The sequence below is a fragment of the Veillonella sp. VA139 genome (genome assembly GCF_003992005.1).
Taxonomy (GTDB): Bacteria; Bacillota; Negativicutes; order Veillonellales; family Veillonellaceae; genus F0422.
Map to the genome: position 1 here is coordinate 46,370 of NZ_RQVL01000013.1, position 16,886 is coordinate 63,255.

The window sequence follows — 16,886 nt, forward strand, 5'->3', positions numbered from 1 at the left end:
TATGAGTTATTTTCTTATAACAAGAACTCTATACAGGTATAGCCCGCTCCAATCGGAAGGAATAGATGTATACCTCTTTCACAGGGTATGGTGTCAATCGTTCCAAGGCTTCTTTATAGAGCATGAGCTGAATGCGATAGCGTTCTACCAAGGCTTCTTCGTCTAGTCGGTCTGTTTTATAATCCACTAGGACCCAAGTGCCGTCTTCTAGGAATGCTGTATCGATGATCCCTTGTAGGAATAGTTCTTCTCCATCTAGCATATCTGGATACACTCGATTCGCTGGAAATAGCATGCTAAATGGTAGTTCTCGTTCCACTCGCTGTGCTGTTAGCAATCGTTGTCCTAGGTCAGACTGAAAGAAATCATAAATCCGTTTTTCACTGATGGCCTTCCGTTCTTCATCCGTCAAGTATCCTTGTAATGCTAGCGAATCCAAAGTTTCTCGCAAAGATGGTCGTGTGTAGTTTTCCAATGGCAACCACTGCATCACTTCATGCATGAGAGTACCCCAACGGGCACCACTGCGAATCGGCGTAGATTCATTCATGGAAGATAAGCCTACGTCGAAGGGTCCTAGGTCTACTATACTATCGCCTATTAACATACCTTCTACGGAACTATCTAAGTCCTTACTAGCGTCTACTACGAGTAGTTCAGACCCATCTGGTGTCCCAGATTCTCCTTCTATATTACTGTTATGTTGCTCTGTTCGATAGTCCGGCTCAATCATCTGTTTCGCCAATTCTTCCATCTCCACAAAGCGACGTTTGATTTCAGACACAGAAATTTTCCCTGCCCGCTCTGTAGAACTTTCATAAGGATACACAGAGGTCAATCGGTCCACCACGATAGGATCTAGTGGTGGCGCTTCCACTGGCAATTGGGCTCGTACTTGCTCCAGAATATCTACTTTTACGGACGGTGTTTCCTGTGAAACACTGTAATCATTTCCATCATGAACGTGGAAGGATACAGGACAATTTTTGTATGGTATATCTGGGAATTGCGGGCTTTCTACCTCCGCAAATTGACGTAACTGCGCGCCTCCTGCAACATGGCGAGCTAAACTTCGCAAAATCCAATCTAAATAGGAATTACACCCTAGAATCTGTTCTTTTGTGAAAGCACTTTCACCCCACTGCAAGACAGGGGCTACCCATTCGCCCATTTTCTTCGTCGCCGGTCGGTCCGTAGAGCCATTGATAGACCCCTTTCGATAGCCTGTGATATACAGCTTATCTTTAGGCCGAGTTAATGCTACATAGAGGATACGCTCCTCTTCGGCTTTCAAATTTTCTTCTAAGGCTTGGCGCACAAAAATCCATGGCACAGAGTTATACATCACACGCAAGTCTGGGAAATACCCTTTTAAGCCCACTCCATATTCCTTGTGCAATAGCAAGGATCGGTTCAAATCCATCTTGTTAAAGCCCTTTTGAGTACCCATAAGGAATACTACAGGGAATTCTAAGCCCTTACTTTTGTGGATGGTCATAATGCGCACCACATTGTCCGCTTCACTCACTGTTTTAGCGACACTGAGGTCTTCTCCAGATGCCTGTAAGCTTTCAATAAAGCGCAAGAACCGGAATAAGCCACGGTAATTGCCATTTTCATATTGTTTGGCGCGCTCATACAAGGCTAGCACATTGCCACGGCGCACCAAACCATTCGGCATAGCACTCACGTATTCCACCACATGCAAGGTGTCGTAGATGTGCCAAATTAAGTCCGTAATGCCTTGACGGCGAGACATAGTCCGCCAAGTATCCATAGAGTCCACAAAGCGAATCCAGCCTGCATTCTGGGATGTTTCTACAAATGAGCGCAATCCACTCCACAAGCTGTCCTCCCCTACGGATAGGCGAAGGCGCCCTAAATCGTTCGCATCCATCCCGATCAAAGGCGATTGCAAAACGATGGCCATGGGCAAGTCCTGTTCTGGATTATCGATAATTTGCAACAAGGACAGTACAAACTGCACTTCCATAGCACTGAAATAGCCGGATTTCTCTTCTGCATAGGCAGGGATGCCCTCTCGCCGTAGTAGGTCGATCATACGACTCGCGGACCCGGAGATAGACCGTTTCAAGAGCACAATGTCCCGCCATTCCATAGGACGGAAGGTGCCATCTTTATCTTGCACCATGGCCCCATTGTTCTTCAACTCTTGAATTTTACGGATGACAAAGAGCATTTCTTTTTCATCGTTCTCTAGGTCTTCTCCATCTTCTAGTTCTGTTTGAGCTTTATCCTCATCACAGCAGAGAACGTGTACTTCTACATCGCCACCTACCCATTCTGGTGGCGCCTCTTCTACGATACGACCTGTGTGGAGCGCCTCTGCCTCACCATAGGTAAGCCCCGCCCCTTCATCAGTCATAATTTGAGAGAAAATAAAGTTCGTCACATTTAGAATCGCCTCATGGGAACGGAAGTTTTGGGACAAATCGATGCGCCGTTCCACACCGTTCACATCGTGGTTAAAACGATGATACTTTTCCATAAATAGCTGCGGATCTGCCATGCGGAATCCATAAATCGACTGTTTTACATCGCCTACATAGAATCGATTGTCCCCACGAGATACTAAATTCACGATGGCCTCTTGGACGCCATTCGTATCTTGGTATTCATCGACCATCACTTCCTTGAAGGTCTCTTGTAACTCCAGCGCCACCTCAGATGGCTTGAGTTCTTCTGTAGATTCTGGGTCTACTAACAAGGCTAAGCATAGATGTTCCAAGTCGGAGAAATCGATCATACCCGCTTCTTGTTTTGCCCTCTGAAAGTCCTCATGGAATCGTTTCACCAACTCGATAATACCTCGTACCAACGGCACTAAGTACTCCATTTGCTCTCGCCAATCTGTTTCCGTAATAGCAAAGACACCTTTCGGCATGGCTTGCAGTATTTCTTTTCCTTCAGCCAAAATAGCTTTGATTTCGCTCAAGATAGCTGGGTCGCTTTCATTCATAGCCTTAGTGGCACGGAGTACGGGGAAACTAAATCCCCCAATACCGACTACACCCACATGCATAGCATCCCAGGTGTCTGCTTTTTGCATGGCTTGTAACAGCGTTTGCAATTCGCTGACCTTCTCCATCCATTTGTCGAACCCAGTACCTAACGTCGCCAACCGCTGTGCCTCTTCATAGCGCTCTAGAAGATACTCAATTTGTCGTTGTTGTTCTTTCCAAAATAATGTGCCCCAAGTAGTTTCTAACAAGGTTTGGTGTAAAGCACTTTCATAGGTAGTACAGACCTGATCTAACCAACGCATAGGCTGACTTTGCGCCAAGGCAAAGTTGTAAATTTGAAACACGGTCTCCCTCAAAACCTGGTCGGACCGTTCCGTGCTAAACATATCGCTCACATCGTAAATATTATACAAACCTTGTTCGTAGGCTTCTAACAAAATGGCATCTAGAACATCGTAGCGCATAAGCGCCAATTCCCCTTCATTACCGATGGTGAAAGACGGGTCTATATCTAGTTTATAAAAATAACTGCGGATGACCCATTGGCAAAAGGAGTGCAATGTGGAAATATGGGCGGACGGCAACATATTCAATTGTTCTTCTAAGTAGGCATCCCCTGTGGCTTGAAATTCTTCTGCTAGTTTCACCCCGATACGGGCTTTCATTTCCGCTGCTGCCGCCTTTGTGAAAGTCACCACCATCAGTTCTTGAATACTTAGTTCTCGCCGTTTCAGGCGTTGTATCATACGCTCTACGAGGACTGCCGTCTTACCGGATCCCGCCGCAGCAGACACCAAAATAGTTTGAGATGGTAACTGCCCTGGTCTAGGTGCATCAATAGCGCTCTGTTGCGCATCAGTCCATTTCATAGGTAGCCCCTCCTCTTTGTAATGCTTCCATCTTCTCCAATGCTTCCTCTTCGGTCATGGTCTTAATATAGCGATATCTGTTGCGTGTTCCATCAAAGCGACATAGGGCTTGGAACTCACAAAATTCACATGGTCGCCGTTTATCCTTTTGATAGGGACTAATAGGAAATTCTCCATCCATCATCTGTGTACCACTGTTGGAAATAATTTGTTTTGTGTATTCCTTCATAAGGCCAAATTGTTCCATCGTCTTCAAACTCTTGGATGTGCGACTATCTGGAGTGCCATCCTTTTTCAGAACAATCGGTACATAAGGGGAATTACTTTGGTAAGCCCTTGTCACATCTAAGGATTGTAACACGTCACCATCTACAAAATATCCACTGTTTTTCAATTGTTGGCCTTCCGATTTTTCTTCCTCTGCCCGTCTGTGATTCACGACTTCAGACAATTTCACTTGCGGATTCCGCACATACGTATAGAGAGCAGCCGCCGTACCAATTCTATCCTGTGTATTCTTTTCCAATGCCAATAGATAGGTCATTAACTGCAATTTCAAACCGTAGTAAATTTCATCGGCACGCACCGTAGTGCCCCCTGATTTATAGTCGATAACTGCCGCATAATGACCAAGAGGCCCTCGATATTCATCGACACGGTCAATTTGACCTCGCAGTACGATACTTTCACCGTAGTTCTTACCCAAGGGAATGCGTACTGGGTACCAACCAGATTCGCCCATGCCAAAACTTTGCTCTACTTCGGTAGTGGAAAACTCGCTTTTCTTAGACCAATCTACGAGACGTGCTACCGTAGCAGACAAGGTGGATGTTAATCGAGTATACAATTGCGCTTCGTAGGCGTCTCGATCCTCTGTGCCCATCACTGCATCGGCCGCTTCACGACATAAGGATTCTTGTTCTTCCTCTGTTACATCACGCCATTGTCGACCTTGTTGTAATAAATATTCCCCTAAATAACGCAATGTCTCGTGTAGAAAAGTACCGATTTCAGGGGATCCAAAGGATTTCACCTTCCGTGGGGCTAAGCGTAACGCATATTGGGCATAAAAACTGTATGGACAGCGATGGTATCGTTCTAATCGTGTGACGGAACCCGTTAAGGCATCGCTGCGTAGCAATAACCCTCGCACAATACTCTGCTCAATCCGTGGCACCGTATTGGAATCAAACATACCTCGTGTGGCGAAGAACACCTCACCTCTGTAGCCCGATTCCAATCCCCAATTATAAAGACTCCACCATGTAGAGGAGATAGGGTCTCCTTTCATAAGGGCGCTCATGCGACTAGAAAAGAGGCCTAAGCTCTGGGATGGTCGCCATAAGTAGTCCTGTTCTCGTCCTTCTGGCATAGATAGTGGCGCTTCTTCTATAGCTGTCACATACCCATATTGCTGTAAACGGCGCACCACCAAAGACGGTTCCATTTTAGACCCTTCTTCATCGGATGTGACATAGGACAGGTGCAATCCTTGGCTAGCACGGGTGCAGGCTAAGTAGAACAAGAAATTTTCATTGAACATTTGCCCTAAAGCGCCCGCCGCTAGTTGCACCCCTACCTTCGCCAAAGCAGTCCGCTCTTGGTCACGCAGAATGCCTTCGTCCCCCATTTTTCGAGGGAATACGCCCTCATTAAGGCCTAGCACATAGACTTCCTTCGCATCTGTCATATAACTGCGGTCGATGGTGGTAATGGTCACATGGTCCAACGATGGCGGTACCAAGGAGTAGGTCACTTCACCGAGTCCTTCTTCGATGATGAGTCCCATCTCTTCAGCGCTTAATTCCTCTGTGCCCGTTACAGATGCACACTCCTCTAACAATTGAATAGCATGTTTATATAACTGTACATGGCTAGCACTTTCTTGCACATCCCCACGGTCTTCTGCTTCGTCATACCACTGTTTCAATTGCTCTGGTATGTGCCAATCTTGTATCGTTTGGTATAGAAACTCACTCCATTCCTGACCCCTATGTGGCAATTTACAGAAGTCATAAATAGGTCGTAATACTTGATGCAACACGCGATTATGCAACTCTTGCATCACAGCCCGTCGCTCAATATCGTCCTCGCCACCATAAGTCCATGTATCTCGGAGCCACGCCGCCCCTTGAATGCCGTATTCTAAACAATAGTTTTCTAATCGGTCTACTTCTTCCCGTGTGAAAGGAGCAAAATCCGTTTTCAGCAAGCGGAACACCGCATCATGGTCAAAAAAGGTGCGATATACATGGAATAGACCTTGCAAAAACTCCGCCAAAGGATGGCTAGTCATCATCTTCCGTTGATCCGAGAAAAAAGGGATGCCATAATTCATACACGCTTTTTCCAGTACATCACCATAAGACTCCATGTCCCGCACTATAATGGTACAGTCTTTCCAGCGATGCCCCTCTTCTTGACGGTATGCCAATATCTTCCGACATACCGCATCGGCTTCCCGTTCTCGATTGTAGGCGCTCACCATGGTCAACGAATCTTCGGTGGTGTTTGGTTTCATAGGTGTTCTAAAAAACTGTGCATTCAACTGCTGTAACACAGGTGTCCCACGATAGACGGTGTTCATGTCATGCACCACTGCATCTGGATACCAAGCCATCATATCTCGGTACGTTTCCCACACACGGAAATACATAGACCCCTTTCGACTGTGCACCTCTTCCTCCAAGGATGGTAAGCTAATCGTCATATGGCAAGATTCACTGAGTGAAAACAACCGTTGAATCAGGCGATACTGCAAGGGCGTAAACCAATGGAATCCATCCACAAAAACATGACATTGTTGCATCAGTGGCGACTGCGGTAAGATTTCGATCAATGTTTCCATGGAATCTTGAACGCCTAGTGATTCTAATGCTGCGTCGTAGCGTTCTAACAACAAGGATAATTCTTGTAATTTCCTGCCCAACACCATGGAATCCACTTGTTCCACTGCGCCAGACAAGTCCTCTGGCGTCACTCCAAAGGCTTTACACTCCGTCAACAACCCTTGAATAACATCTCCAAAATGAGGTTGTTTCGCCGCTTGTTTAAACAAGTCCAATTCCCCTGCGGATTGCTTTAACAATACACGAAGGACTAGTTTTTTGCCAATCTCTGACAAACCGCCTTCTTTCACCTTGCCCAAGGATTGATACACTTGATAGGCTAACCGTGTCATACCCACTACGCGCACCGTAGTGAACCCTTTTTCTTGGCGGTACTCTGCTAACTTGCGCTCCATCATATACGTAGCTGGGTCTGGCACAAGAAGGATAATCTGGTGATCTGGATAGTCTTGTAAAATTCGTTCTATCTCTGCGAAACAAGCTGTGGTCTTTCCCGTACCCGCTCCGCCAATATATAACTGTGGTTGCATGTCCAACTCCTTTTCCTCTCAACACGTTGTATCTATCTCTATCCTATCATGTCTGGAGCACTTAGTAAAATTGCCAGGTCCCTCAAGAGATTGACCTGGCAATAGTATGTATGTAATTAACGGTACGCTACCCGTTTTGGTTGCATATCGTGAAAGTGCAAGCGCTCCTTCGCTGTGGCTTCCCAATCAGTGCCCGGTTTGCCATAGTTAGCATAAGGGTCAATGGACAAGCCCCCACGCGGCGTAAATTCGCCCCACACTTCAATATATTTAGGCTCCATCAATGCCACTAAATCTTTCATGATGATATTGATACAATCTTCATGAAAGTCTCCATGGTTGCGGAAACTAAATAAATATAATTTTAAGGATTTACTTTCCACCAGTTTTTCATCTGGCACATAGGAAATATAAATCGTTGCAAAGTCTGGTTGCCCCGTCATGGGACAAAGGCTCGTAAACTCTGGACAATTGAATTTCACAAAATAGTCATTCCCTGGATGTTTATTAGGAAATGCTTCTAGCACTTGTGGTGCATAATCTGTGGGATAGTCCGTATGGCTACCTAAAGCATGAACACCTTGTAATTCCGCTGCATTACGACCACTACTCACGAACTAAAACCTCCTTATTTTTATAAACTACTTTCTCCAATGCATTGATTAGGAAGTAGCTCACCACACCACACACGAACTGGCCTACTACAAGGGAGCTCACTAATACCCAGTACGGAACTGGCAAGAAATAGGACAACCAAATTGGTACAATCAAACCCGGTACAAAAGTAATGATAGGGATCAATACCCAGTTGCCTAAGCCTTGGCGCTTCGCAAGGACGATTAGACCTGTGGTCAATAAGCCTACGATAGCTCCACCGATAGCATCCACCATACCAAAACCGCCCATCACTGTATTACTTAAAAAGTTCGCAATAGTAAAGGCTGGAATAGTGAATGGGAAGATCGCTGACAATCCATAGAGCGCTGTAGCAATACGCACTTGATACTGACCAAAGGCAAAGCCTTGTGTACCGATCATAAGCGCCAAATACATAGCGATGGAAATGGCAGAAATCGTCAATCGTTGTGTGTTGTTAAATTGTTTCATTGTAACTCCTTAGTTTTGTTTACAGACAGGAGGATCTCGAACTGTCTATCTAATACCTACTACGACATACCTCGTAGTCACCTAGAACATTTCTAGGGTTTTGAAAAGCACCGGGTATTCCAATGTGCCAGTTTCTAAAGGTGCTGCTTGGGCATCAAGCTTAATCCCCATCAGATGCTCCCGGTCCAATCCTTCTGGTGGTTCTACACCAAAGTTATATGCAAAATCATAGCCCAACCGTGGGTAGTACACATTACTACCGTACACGAACAAGTAGGAATATCCCATCTTCCGAGCCAATCGTTGACCTGCTAATACAAGAGCACCACCGACACCATGTCCACGCATGGACTGTGCTACCGCTAGTAGTCCCAAGATAAGTACATCTTGATTACCTACTTTACCACGCAAAAACATACCATACCCTGCAATGGCATTGTCGATAACAGCCACTAAGGACAACTTAGGAATATACGCATCAGACTCGCGCAACAATTCCACTAGTTTATATTCTCGTCCTGTACTGCGATCTGCGTTGATATAGGCTTCTCGCACGAGAGCTGTGACCGTATAAAATTCACGCTTTTTCTCTTCTCGTATAATCATAGTTCCTCCGGTTCATGATGAAAGTACACCAAATGGATTGATACCCTTTAGTATACTGAATTTTTTCTTTTAATTCAAGCATATATATTTATTAACACTGAGTACACCTCAGCCAATGACACACCATACACCGTTGCAGTTTGACCCGATAAAGATAATGATATACTAAATTCCTTAGCAATATCATTTATGGCCCCCAAAAAGCATAGTGCTATACTAGATGAAAAAAATACAGCAATTCATAAAATAGCTATTGTATTTAAGCCCATAGAATGTTCTCCCACCAAAATTCTAATATATCTTTATTAAAATTATAATTTAGCGTAACTATTTTTTGATAATCTATATGAAGTGTATTAAAATTCAGTTTTTTTGCTGGTTCAATATCATGTATATACGAATCACCAATCATAATACTATTACTTGGTTTTATACCAAAATTATCAATTACATATAAAAATGCATTTAAGCTAGGTTTCTCATATCCTATACACTCAGAAATTACTATGTTCTCAAAATATTTGTTGAGCCCTAATTTTTGTATTTTTAGTTCTTGTTCATTTTTTAAACCATTAGTTAGCATATACAGCTTATAATTATTACTTAGATTAGATAATATATTATCTATTGTATAATCTATCGACATTTCCTCAACTAAAATACTAAACATTTTTCTATAAAATTCTTCGCAAAACTTTATAGATTTATCTATGCCTAACTTTTTAAAAGTTCTATATGTTCTAATGACCCTCAACTCATTTAAATCTATTTTTTCTGCTAACATATCAGCCCACAGCAGTGTGTCTTGAAGTAAATACTCCGTCATAAAGGTATTATAGTCAAATTCTTTTATGTTTAATCCTTTATACAATTGATAGTGAGCTTTTCCCCAAAAATATTTAAAGTCATATAGAGTATTATCTAAATCAAATATTATGACTTCAACATTATTCATAATTTTCCCCTCTATTTTAACCGCTTGATGCTTATCCTTGTTTGGCCGCTTTCATAATCGGTTGTTGTTCCTTTTTAGATGCATCCCATTGGTCTCCAGCCATAGCCACTTGTACTTCTTCGTCAATCGGTTGCAAGGCTATATTCCTTTCGGCTTTCACCGAAGGTACTACTAATTCTAACTGTTTTCGCTCAGTTGTGCCCTGTTTATACGTCCGCAAGGATACCGCGCCATGCGTTGGCAACGCAGTCGCATCAATTTGGAAGGTCTCCATTTTCTTTTGGATTTCTTCCTTCGTCAAGGCTGGCTCCAGCACAATCGGCATGCCCCCATCGTTTCCCACTTCTTGGTCTTTCCCTTGCGCCGTTTCTTCCTGTTCAATCTCATAGTTCATAATGGACCGACGATTTTCATTGTATAGTCGTAATGCCAACATACGGTCACTTTCATTCATGGTTTCACGACGTGATACCACATCTGCCATCATCGGAATGAGTTCTTTTCTAGTGAAAGCCCTTGATCCTAAGTCAACGCCTTTTGTATCCGTAATCGCCCCATGTTTCACCAAAGTCATGAGCGCTTGGTATTCCCAATCAGGGGGACTCACGACACCATAAGGATTCGCCTCTGCTTGCGCTACTGTCAATCCACCTGCCACCAATGCCAAGGCGATGTAATATCGTAATTGTTTCATATCTATATCCTTTCTATTACCTATGCCGTCCCACATACTGTGCCTTAGGGAACTCTGCTAACCACGCCGCTTCACCACTAGCGCGAACAGCCACAACCACAGCCGTAGCTGGTCCTCCACTATGATCTAATTCCTCATCAGTCAATTCTATGAACTCCAAGGACGACCCTTCCAAATAGCTCAACACCGTCAACTCTTGGCGGATGCCTCTGGACCCCACCGGCACTACACGGGACGTACTGGGATGTGCCAAAACTCGTTGAACTTCATCATAGGTAATAATCCATTCTGGTTGCTCTAGCACTTCATTACCTACTAAGGGTTTTCCTAATATGTATACAGCATAGGGTTCCCCTGCGCCAAGTATTTCTGGTTCCCCTATTCCTAAAGCAGTAATCCCTACAGAAGTAGTGCTCACTTTCATATTACTTTCATGGCTACCATTAATGGGCACAGTAATACCTAGTATATTCAATTCTTCTCGGATTCCCTGAACCACAGAGTTCACTACTGTATCATAGTCACCGCCAATGAGGTATTGTATGGCTTTCACAGTACCTCTAGCGCATAGAATTTCGAGCATGGCCACACGAGCAGCAAAGGCCCCCACCCTATCATAGGGTACGGCTAATACATCATGTTCTTGCAAGCCAATGCCACTACTAATATCACTGGCAATGATCCATTCTTCATCCTCGTTCAAGGAAAGTCTCGTTATATCACGCATTTCGTTTTCCACCAAACACCCGATTCAGTTGACTCACTACAAGGGCTGCCCCTACATAGTTTAAGCCATAGGATAAGGACAAAGGCACACATAAAATCGCCACAACCTCTACACTTTGCATCATCCATGCAATCACGGCGAGCCCTACTCCTACGTTAACGATATAGCCTAGTATACCACCAACTACATAAGAAACAGATGAAGTCATCCGTTTCGCTATATATCCAATACTAGCCCCCGTCCCTGCCATAATAATAGCTACTGCCACATGGATGGGGACACTGAGAGGAAACCCCGTAGACGCTGCAGTTGCCAAATGACCTAAGGCACCAAGTACAGCGCCCGCCACTGGTCCTAGCATCAAAGCGCCTACAAAGGCTGGCGACGAATCAAATCCAATGGAATACACACCAAAGTGAATCTGTCCACCAATGGCGCAAAGGGCAATCAATAACGCATAGGCTGTCATCGTTCTAATATTCATCATCATCACTCCTAGGGAAGAACACATCATAATTTCTATCTTTATTATAGGTGACGCCATCCCATAAAGCAATCATTCATAGTCTTTTCATGTGCTACCGCTATACTTCTTCTATAGATCTCTTTAAACTACATTAAAAATACGATACAATACAACTATACTACCCATTATGAAAGGAGCTCTTATGAAAGTCTTACTTGTTGAAGATGAAGAAATGCTGAATCATATCATTGCCAAACGTTTGAAAGTGGAATCTATGACTGTAGACCAATGCTATAATGGCGAAGATGGATTAGATTATATTTCCACCTCTAGCTACGATGTGATTATCATGGATATTATGATGCCCAAAATGGACGGTCATGAAGTGGTACAACAAATGCGTGAAGAAGGTAACAAAACGCCAGTCCTCTTCTTAACTGCTAAAGACAGTTTAGAAGATAAAGTAAGCGGTCTGAACTTAGGTGCTGACGATTACCTAGTGAAGCCTTTTGAATTTGACGAACTCATCGCCCGCATCTACGCACTAGCTCGCCGTGGTCGCAATCAAGCCGTAGAAGATATCGTGGCTGGTCCATTGCGACTGAACCAAAAAAGTCGTTCCGTCTACCTCCATGGTAAGCCTATCACATTGACCGCCAAAGAGTTCGACCTTTTATTCTACTTAGCTAGCAATCAGAATATCGTCCTATCCCGCCAACAAATTCTCGACCATGTGTGGGAATACGACTATGAAAGTTACTCCAACCTCATCGATGTATACATCAAAGACTTACGTAAAAAGGTGGACATCGACGAAACTCAAAAATTAATTCAAACAGTTCGTGGTGTTGGCTATGTGTTCCGTACAGAGGGATAGGCTATGTATCATCTCCTGAAGCGAGTATGGCAACCCGTAGAACATCTGCTCTTACGTGTTCCCTTAGTCTATAAAATCACCAGTTGGTACTCTATTTTCCTATTGCTCATGATTGGTCTTCTGGCTACCTTCGTGATTCAGTTCACCCACATTAGAGATCAAAACGAAATCCGCACAGACTTACAAGAGGTAGTCATTGAAGCTGCCAATCAGCCAAAAAGGTATAAACCTTTTGACGATGGCATCTTTCTATTAGTCTACTCCCAAGATGGCATTGTCTTGCGAGGAAATCTCCCCGATCGCTTCCCACAAGAGGCACCTCTCTCCTATGATGCCATTACAGAGGTACGACAAGGTCCAGCTAGTTTCTTGTACTATGATGCCCCCATCCAACATCGGATGGGCATGCAAGGCTACATCCGCGGTGTAGTCCCTATGAGTCTCTTAGACAGAAAAACGAATAGCATGCTCTTGGCACTCTTAACTGGTGGTATTCTCTTCGTCACTATCGCCGCTATTGGTGGATTCTGGATCATCCAACGGGGATTAAAACCAGTGCGCACCGTAACGAACCTAGCAGAACAAATTTCATTGAAAGGAGATTTATCGGAGCGCATTGAAAATATCCCTCACTCTGGGGATACTATCTATCAACTGGCATCCACATTTAACCGCATGCTCAGCAGTTTAGAAGAATCATCTAACCGAGAAAAACGTTTCAATTCCGATATCTCTCACGAATTGCGTACACCTATCGCCGTTATCCAAGCGGAAAGTGACTACGGTCAACACTATATATCTTCCTTGGAAGAAGCTAAAGAAAGCTTTCAAAATATTTATACCCAAAGTAAACGTATGTCTCACATGGTGTCACAATTGTTGGAGCTAGCTCGCTTAGACAGCATGACAGACATCGATAGAAAACCCATTCCTTTATCGGACGTGGCGCAGCAACTGGCACGCACCTATGCACGGCTCAGCCAAGAACAGGGTATCTCTTTTACTAGCACCATCGACAATGACATTGTCCTAGAAGGAAACCAACTGCTCTTACAACAAGCTATGGCGAATGTATTGGACAATGCCTTCAAATTCACCCATACCTCGGTTCATTTTGAGGTAACCTGTGCAGATACTGTACGTATCATTGTCCGTGATGACGGCATCGGCATCCCTTCTGAAAGTATACCTTTCATTTGGAATCGTCTATATCAAGTAGACACAGCTCGCACCGCCAAGGACAACAAAGGCCTGGGGTTGGGACTGTACTTTGTACAAAATGTAGTACAACTACACCAAGGTACCATTCACGTAGAAAGCACACCCAATGTAGAAACTACTTTCACCATTCAATTACCCATAGATTCCACCCTAAACACATAAGAAAGAGGATACTCCACCGATTCGGCGAGTATCCTCTTTCATTATATTCTCTATTCAATTGGGCTATACTGATATACTTGTTGTGGTTCTTCTAGCAAGCGTCCCGCCACATAGCGTTTCATAATATGGCGATCATCGCCGATGTATATCCATCGTTCCAATCGCTCTTCTAAAGACCGTTTATTGGCGTCAAACATGGATGTATCATCGATGACAAGAGCATCTAACTCATAGCCTTCTTCAAAGCTACCTACCTTACCAAAGAATGTTCCGCCACCCTTAGTGGCTAAATAGAAAGCTTCGCTTAAAGTCAATGGTGCATATTGATTGTCTACTTCTACCCATTTCATTTTAGACAAACCGATGGCTTCCATCAGTACTTTTGCCATAGACACCGCATGTCCCCCTGAAATGTCTGACCCTAGTCCCACTGGGATATGATGTTCTAAGAGTTTACGAATCGGTGCAATACCGCTGGATAAATTGACATTGGAGTAGGGACAATGGGACACCATGGTCTGCGTTTCTTCCATGCGTTCCATTTCCGCATCACTTAAATGAATGCAATGGGCCATCACTGTTGGAGTCTGTCCCATCAATTGATGCTCATAATACACATCGGTATAACTGTCTGATTCAGGATGCAGGGAAGCGACCCATTCAATTTCCCCATGGTTTTCAGACAAATGCGATTGCACCGGCACATCGTATTCCTTGGCCAGTTCCCCTAATCCACGCATCAGTTCACTTGTACAGGACGGCACGAAACGCGGTGTAATAATCGGTTTCACAAGAGGGCCAAATGATTTTGCTGCTTCTAACCAAGCTTTCGTATCTGCTAACGACTCTTGCGTAGTTTCAATCAGGAAGTCTGGACTATTTCGATCCATATTCACCTTCCCTACGAAAGCAGATAATCCCGCTTCTTGCAATAGTTTCATCAACACTAATGTGCTATCTTTGTGGATCGTACCAAATAAAATACTACGGGTGGTACCATGTCGCCATAGATCACGCACAAAGGCACTATATACTAGACGGGCATACTCTGGATCGTTAAACTTCGTTTCCTCTGGAAATGTATACGTCTCAAGCCAAGGTAATAACTCTTTATCCATACCAAGACCACGATTACAATATTGGGGTGCATGGGCATGGGTATCTACAAAACCTGGAATGATAAGTTGATCTCCATAGTCAACTACAGGCAACCCCTCATAAGAGCTTGGCAAAGTTTCACCACAGTACACAACCACACCATCTAGAGCTACAATATATCCATGTGGTATAGCTACCAACTGTGTTGGACTCGGTGTGTGCAGAATATGTCCTTTCAAAATCAATGTGTCTTGCATAGAACCACCTCCGTGTATAACCTTATACAATTACCGTATGAAGTTTGCAATAGTATGCGTATATAGCATGTTATATATGAGTGAATTATATCACACTTGGTGTATACCGTCTATCAACTTATAGAATGTTGGGGCGATTTCCATGGACTTTCAATACTAAATAGCCAATGATCATCATCCCTATACCTGCTACGAGGAACACATACGAAGTACCCCAATAGGTCGCTACTATGCTAGCAAATAAAGGGCCCATCATATTTCCCAATTGCTGCGATGTGGTGGCTAGTCCAAATACTCGACCACGCACTGATGGATCGGTGTTCACCGTCATGGCTGATCCAAGGGATGGGAAGATGCCCACAATGAATACACCTATGAGTAATTGCAATGCCCCAAACCACCATAAACCAAATGGTAAACTTTGCAATAATAATACGGTTCCTGTACCCAACAGCCCATACGAGATAACTCTAAAGTATCCTCGTCGTTGTCCATAAGCCGCCCACACATTAGTCATGATCATACCCATCACACCACCACCACTGAGAATAGATCCTGCTAACATGGCAGCCCCTTCCATGGAACCTTTTAATTCGCCCACATAAATGGCCACGATAGGTTGTAGCATGAGCATCACAGATTGCACTATAAAATATAACCCTAAAATATGGAGTAATACCTTATTTCGTTTCGCCTCTTGTAAATCTTCTTTAAAAGAAGTAACTTTCACTGGGGCTACACTTTCAACCTGTGGTTCTTTCACAAAGATGGCGATGGCGGCGGTAACGATAAACAAGGTAATGCCCGCCACCATAAACACAGGACGCATCCCTACCGCTAGTTCTGTCAACCCACCGGTTAAGGGACCCACTGTATTCCCTAGGACTAATCCCATCTGAAAGATACCCATGGCTGTACCCACTCGTTCCTTCGGCACCGACAATGATACCATGGTCATGGCAGCTGGCATAAATCCATTGGCAAAACCTTGGAATGCTCGAACTAGTAAAAATTGATATTCATCTTGTACAAAGGCACCCCATAAATAGGATATACCAATTAAAATCCCTGCTCGAATAGCCATTAATTTCTTTCCATGCTGATCCGCCAATCGCCCCCATACGGGAGCCATAATCGCTGCAATAAAAAAAGAAATAGAAAATGACAAGCCCGACCAAAGGGCTAAGTGTTCCTGTTCCACTCCCAGTTCTAACAGGTATACGGGAAGAAAAGGAATAATCATTGTATAGCAAATAGCTAGCAGCGACATTCCTATGGTAAGAATCCACACTGCTACCATTCCTGTTTGTTGTAATCGTTTCATCGTTTACATCCTCTATATCGATACGTAATGTATTCTTATTGTAACACAGATCTTACTAGAACCTCTGAGTGGGAGGTATAAAAGACGGTGTCAAGTTTTTGTTGGAAAAATAATTACCTAGCTTTAAAAGAGGGTTCCTCGTCACTAAAGAATCCTGCGT

General features: G+C 43.9%; 13 protein-coding genes. 2 read left to right on the plus strand and 11 right to left on the minus strand.

Annotated elements, in window-relative coordinates; translation table 11 throughout:
• Nucleotides 1-28 precede the first annotated feature (28 nt).
• From addA to EO125_RS05995, 9 genes are all read right to left on the minus strand, one after another.
• Nucleotides 29-3,853, minus strand: coding sequence for a helicase-exonuclease AddAB subunit AddA (gene addA, locus EO125_RS05955; RefSeq protein WP_127148092.1), 3,825 nt, complete (start codon nt 3,851-3,853; stop codon nt 29-31).
• Nucleotides 3,840-7,232, minus strand: coding sequence for a PD-(D/E)XK nuclease family protein (locus EO125_RS05960; protein ID WP_127148093.1), 3,393 nt, complete (start codon nt 7,230-7,232; stop codon nt 3,840-3,842). Before EO125_RS05960 ends, addA begins: the two co-directional genes overlap by 14 nt.
• Before the next feature lie 116 nt (nt 7,233-7,348).
• On the minus strand, nt 7,349-7,846 hold the full coding sequence (queF, locus tag EO125_RS05965; protein WP_009353151.1) for a preQ(1) synthase: 498 nt from the start codon (nt 7,844-7,846) through the stop codon (nt 7,349-7,351).
• Nucleotides 7,839-8,339 carry a QueT transporter family protein gene (locus EO125_RS05970; RefSeq protein ID WP_127148094.1) on the minus strand — a complete coding sequence of 167 codons (501 nt, stop codon included), beginning with the start codon at nt 8,337-8,339 and terminating at the stop codon, nt 7,839-7,841. The genes queF and EO125_RS05970 overlap by 8 nt, the downstream gene beginning before the upstream one ends.
• Before the next feature lie 81 nt (nt 8,340-8,420).
• Nucleotides 8,421-8,945, minus strand: a complete 525-nt coding sequence (locus EO125_RS05975; RefSeq protein WP_127148095.1) for a GNAT family N-acetyltransferase — start codon at nt 8,943-8,945, stop codon at nt 8,421-8,423.
• Nucleotides 8,946-9,204: 259 nt separating this feature from the next.
• Nucleotides 9,205-9,900, minus strand: coding sequence for an HAD family hydrolase (locus EO125_RS05980; RefSeq protein WP_127148096.1), 696 nt, complete (start codon nt 9,898-9,900; stop codon nt 9,205-9,207).
• A 31-nt stretch (nt 9,901-9,931) separates the two neighbouring features.
• The gene (locus EO125_RS05985; protein WP_127148097.1) at nt 9,932-10,594 is read right to left on the minus strand and encodes a hypothetical protein; all 663 of its coding nucleotides are present in this window, start codon (nt 10,592-10,594) and stop codon (nt 9,932-9,934) included.
• Nucleotides 10,595-10,610: 16 nt separating this feature from the next.
• Nucleotides 10,611-11,321, minus strand: coding sequence for a hypothetical protein (locus EO125_RS05990; protein ID WP_127148098.1), 711 nt, complete (start codon nt 11,319-11,321; stop codon nt 10,611-10,613).
• Nucleotides 11,314-11,808 (minus strand): ECF transporter S component, encoded by a 495-nt coding sequence (locus EO125_RS05995; RefSeq protein WP_164726453.1) that lies wholly within the window; start codon nt 11,806-11,808, stop codon nt 11,314-11,316. The genes EO125_RS05990 and EO125_RS05995 overlap by 8 nt, the downstream gene beginning before the upstream one ends.
• Before the next feature lie 181 nt (nt 11,809-11,989).
• On the opposite strand from EO125_RS05995, the gene EO125_RS06000 reads away from it, so the two are divergent.
• Nucleotides 11,990-12,664 carry a response regulator transcription factor gene (locus EO125_RS06000; protein ID WP_127148100.1) on the plus strand — a complete coding sequence of 225 codons (675 nt, stop codon included), beginning with the start codon at nt 11,990-11,992 and terminating at the stop codon, nt 12,662-12,664.
• A 3-nt stretch (nt 12,665-12,667) separates the two neighbouring features.
• A complete protein-coding gene (locus EO125_RS06005; RefSeq protein ID WP_127148101.1) occupies nt 12,668-14,047 on the plus strand; it encodes a cell wall metabolism sensor histidine kinase WalK in 1,380 nt (459 codons plus the stop codon).
• Nucleotides 14,048-14,097: 50 nt separating this feature from the next.
• Here the strand turns inward: EO125_RS06005 and guaD are convergent, their stop codons facing one another.
• Nucleotides 14,098-15,402 (minus strand): guanine deaminase, encoded by a 1,305-nt coding sequence (gene guaD, locus EO125_RS06010; RefSeq protein ID WP_127148102.1) that lies wholly within the window; start codon nt 15,400-15,402, stop codon nt 14,098-14,100.
• Between the two features lie 118 nt (nt 15,403-15,520).
• Nucleotides 15,521-16,726 (minus strand): MFS transporter, encoded by a 1,206-nt coding sequence (locus tag EO125_RS06015; RefSeq protein WP_127148103.1) that lies wholly within the window; start codon nt 16,724-16,726, stop codon nt 15,521-15,523.
• Between the last annotated feature and the right edge of the window lie 160 nt (nt 16,727-16,886).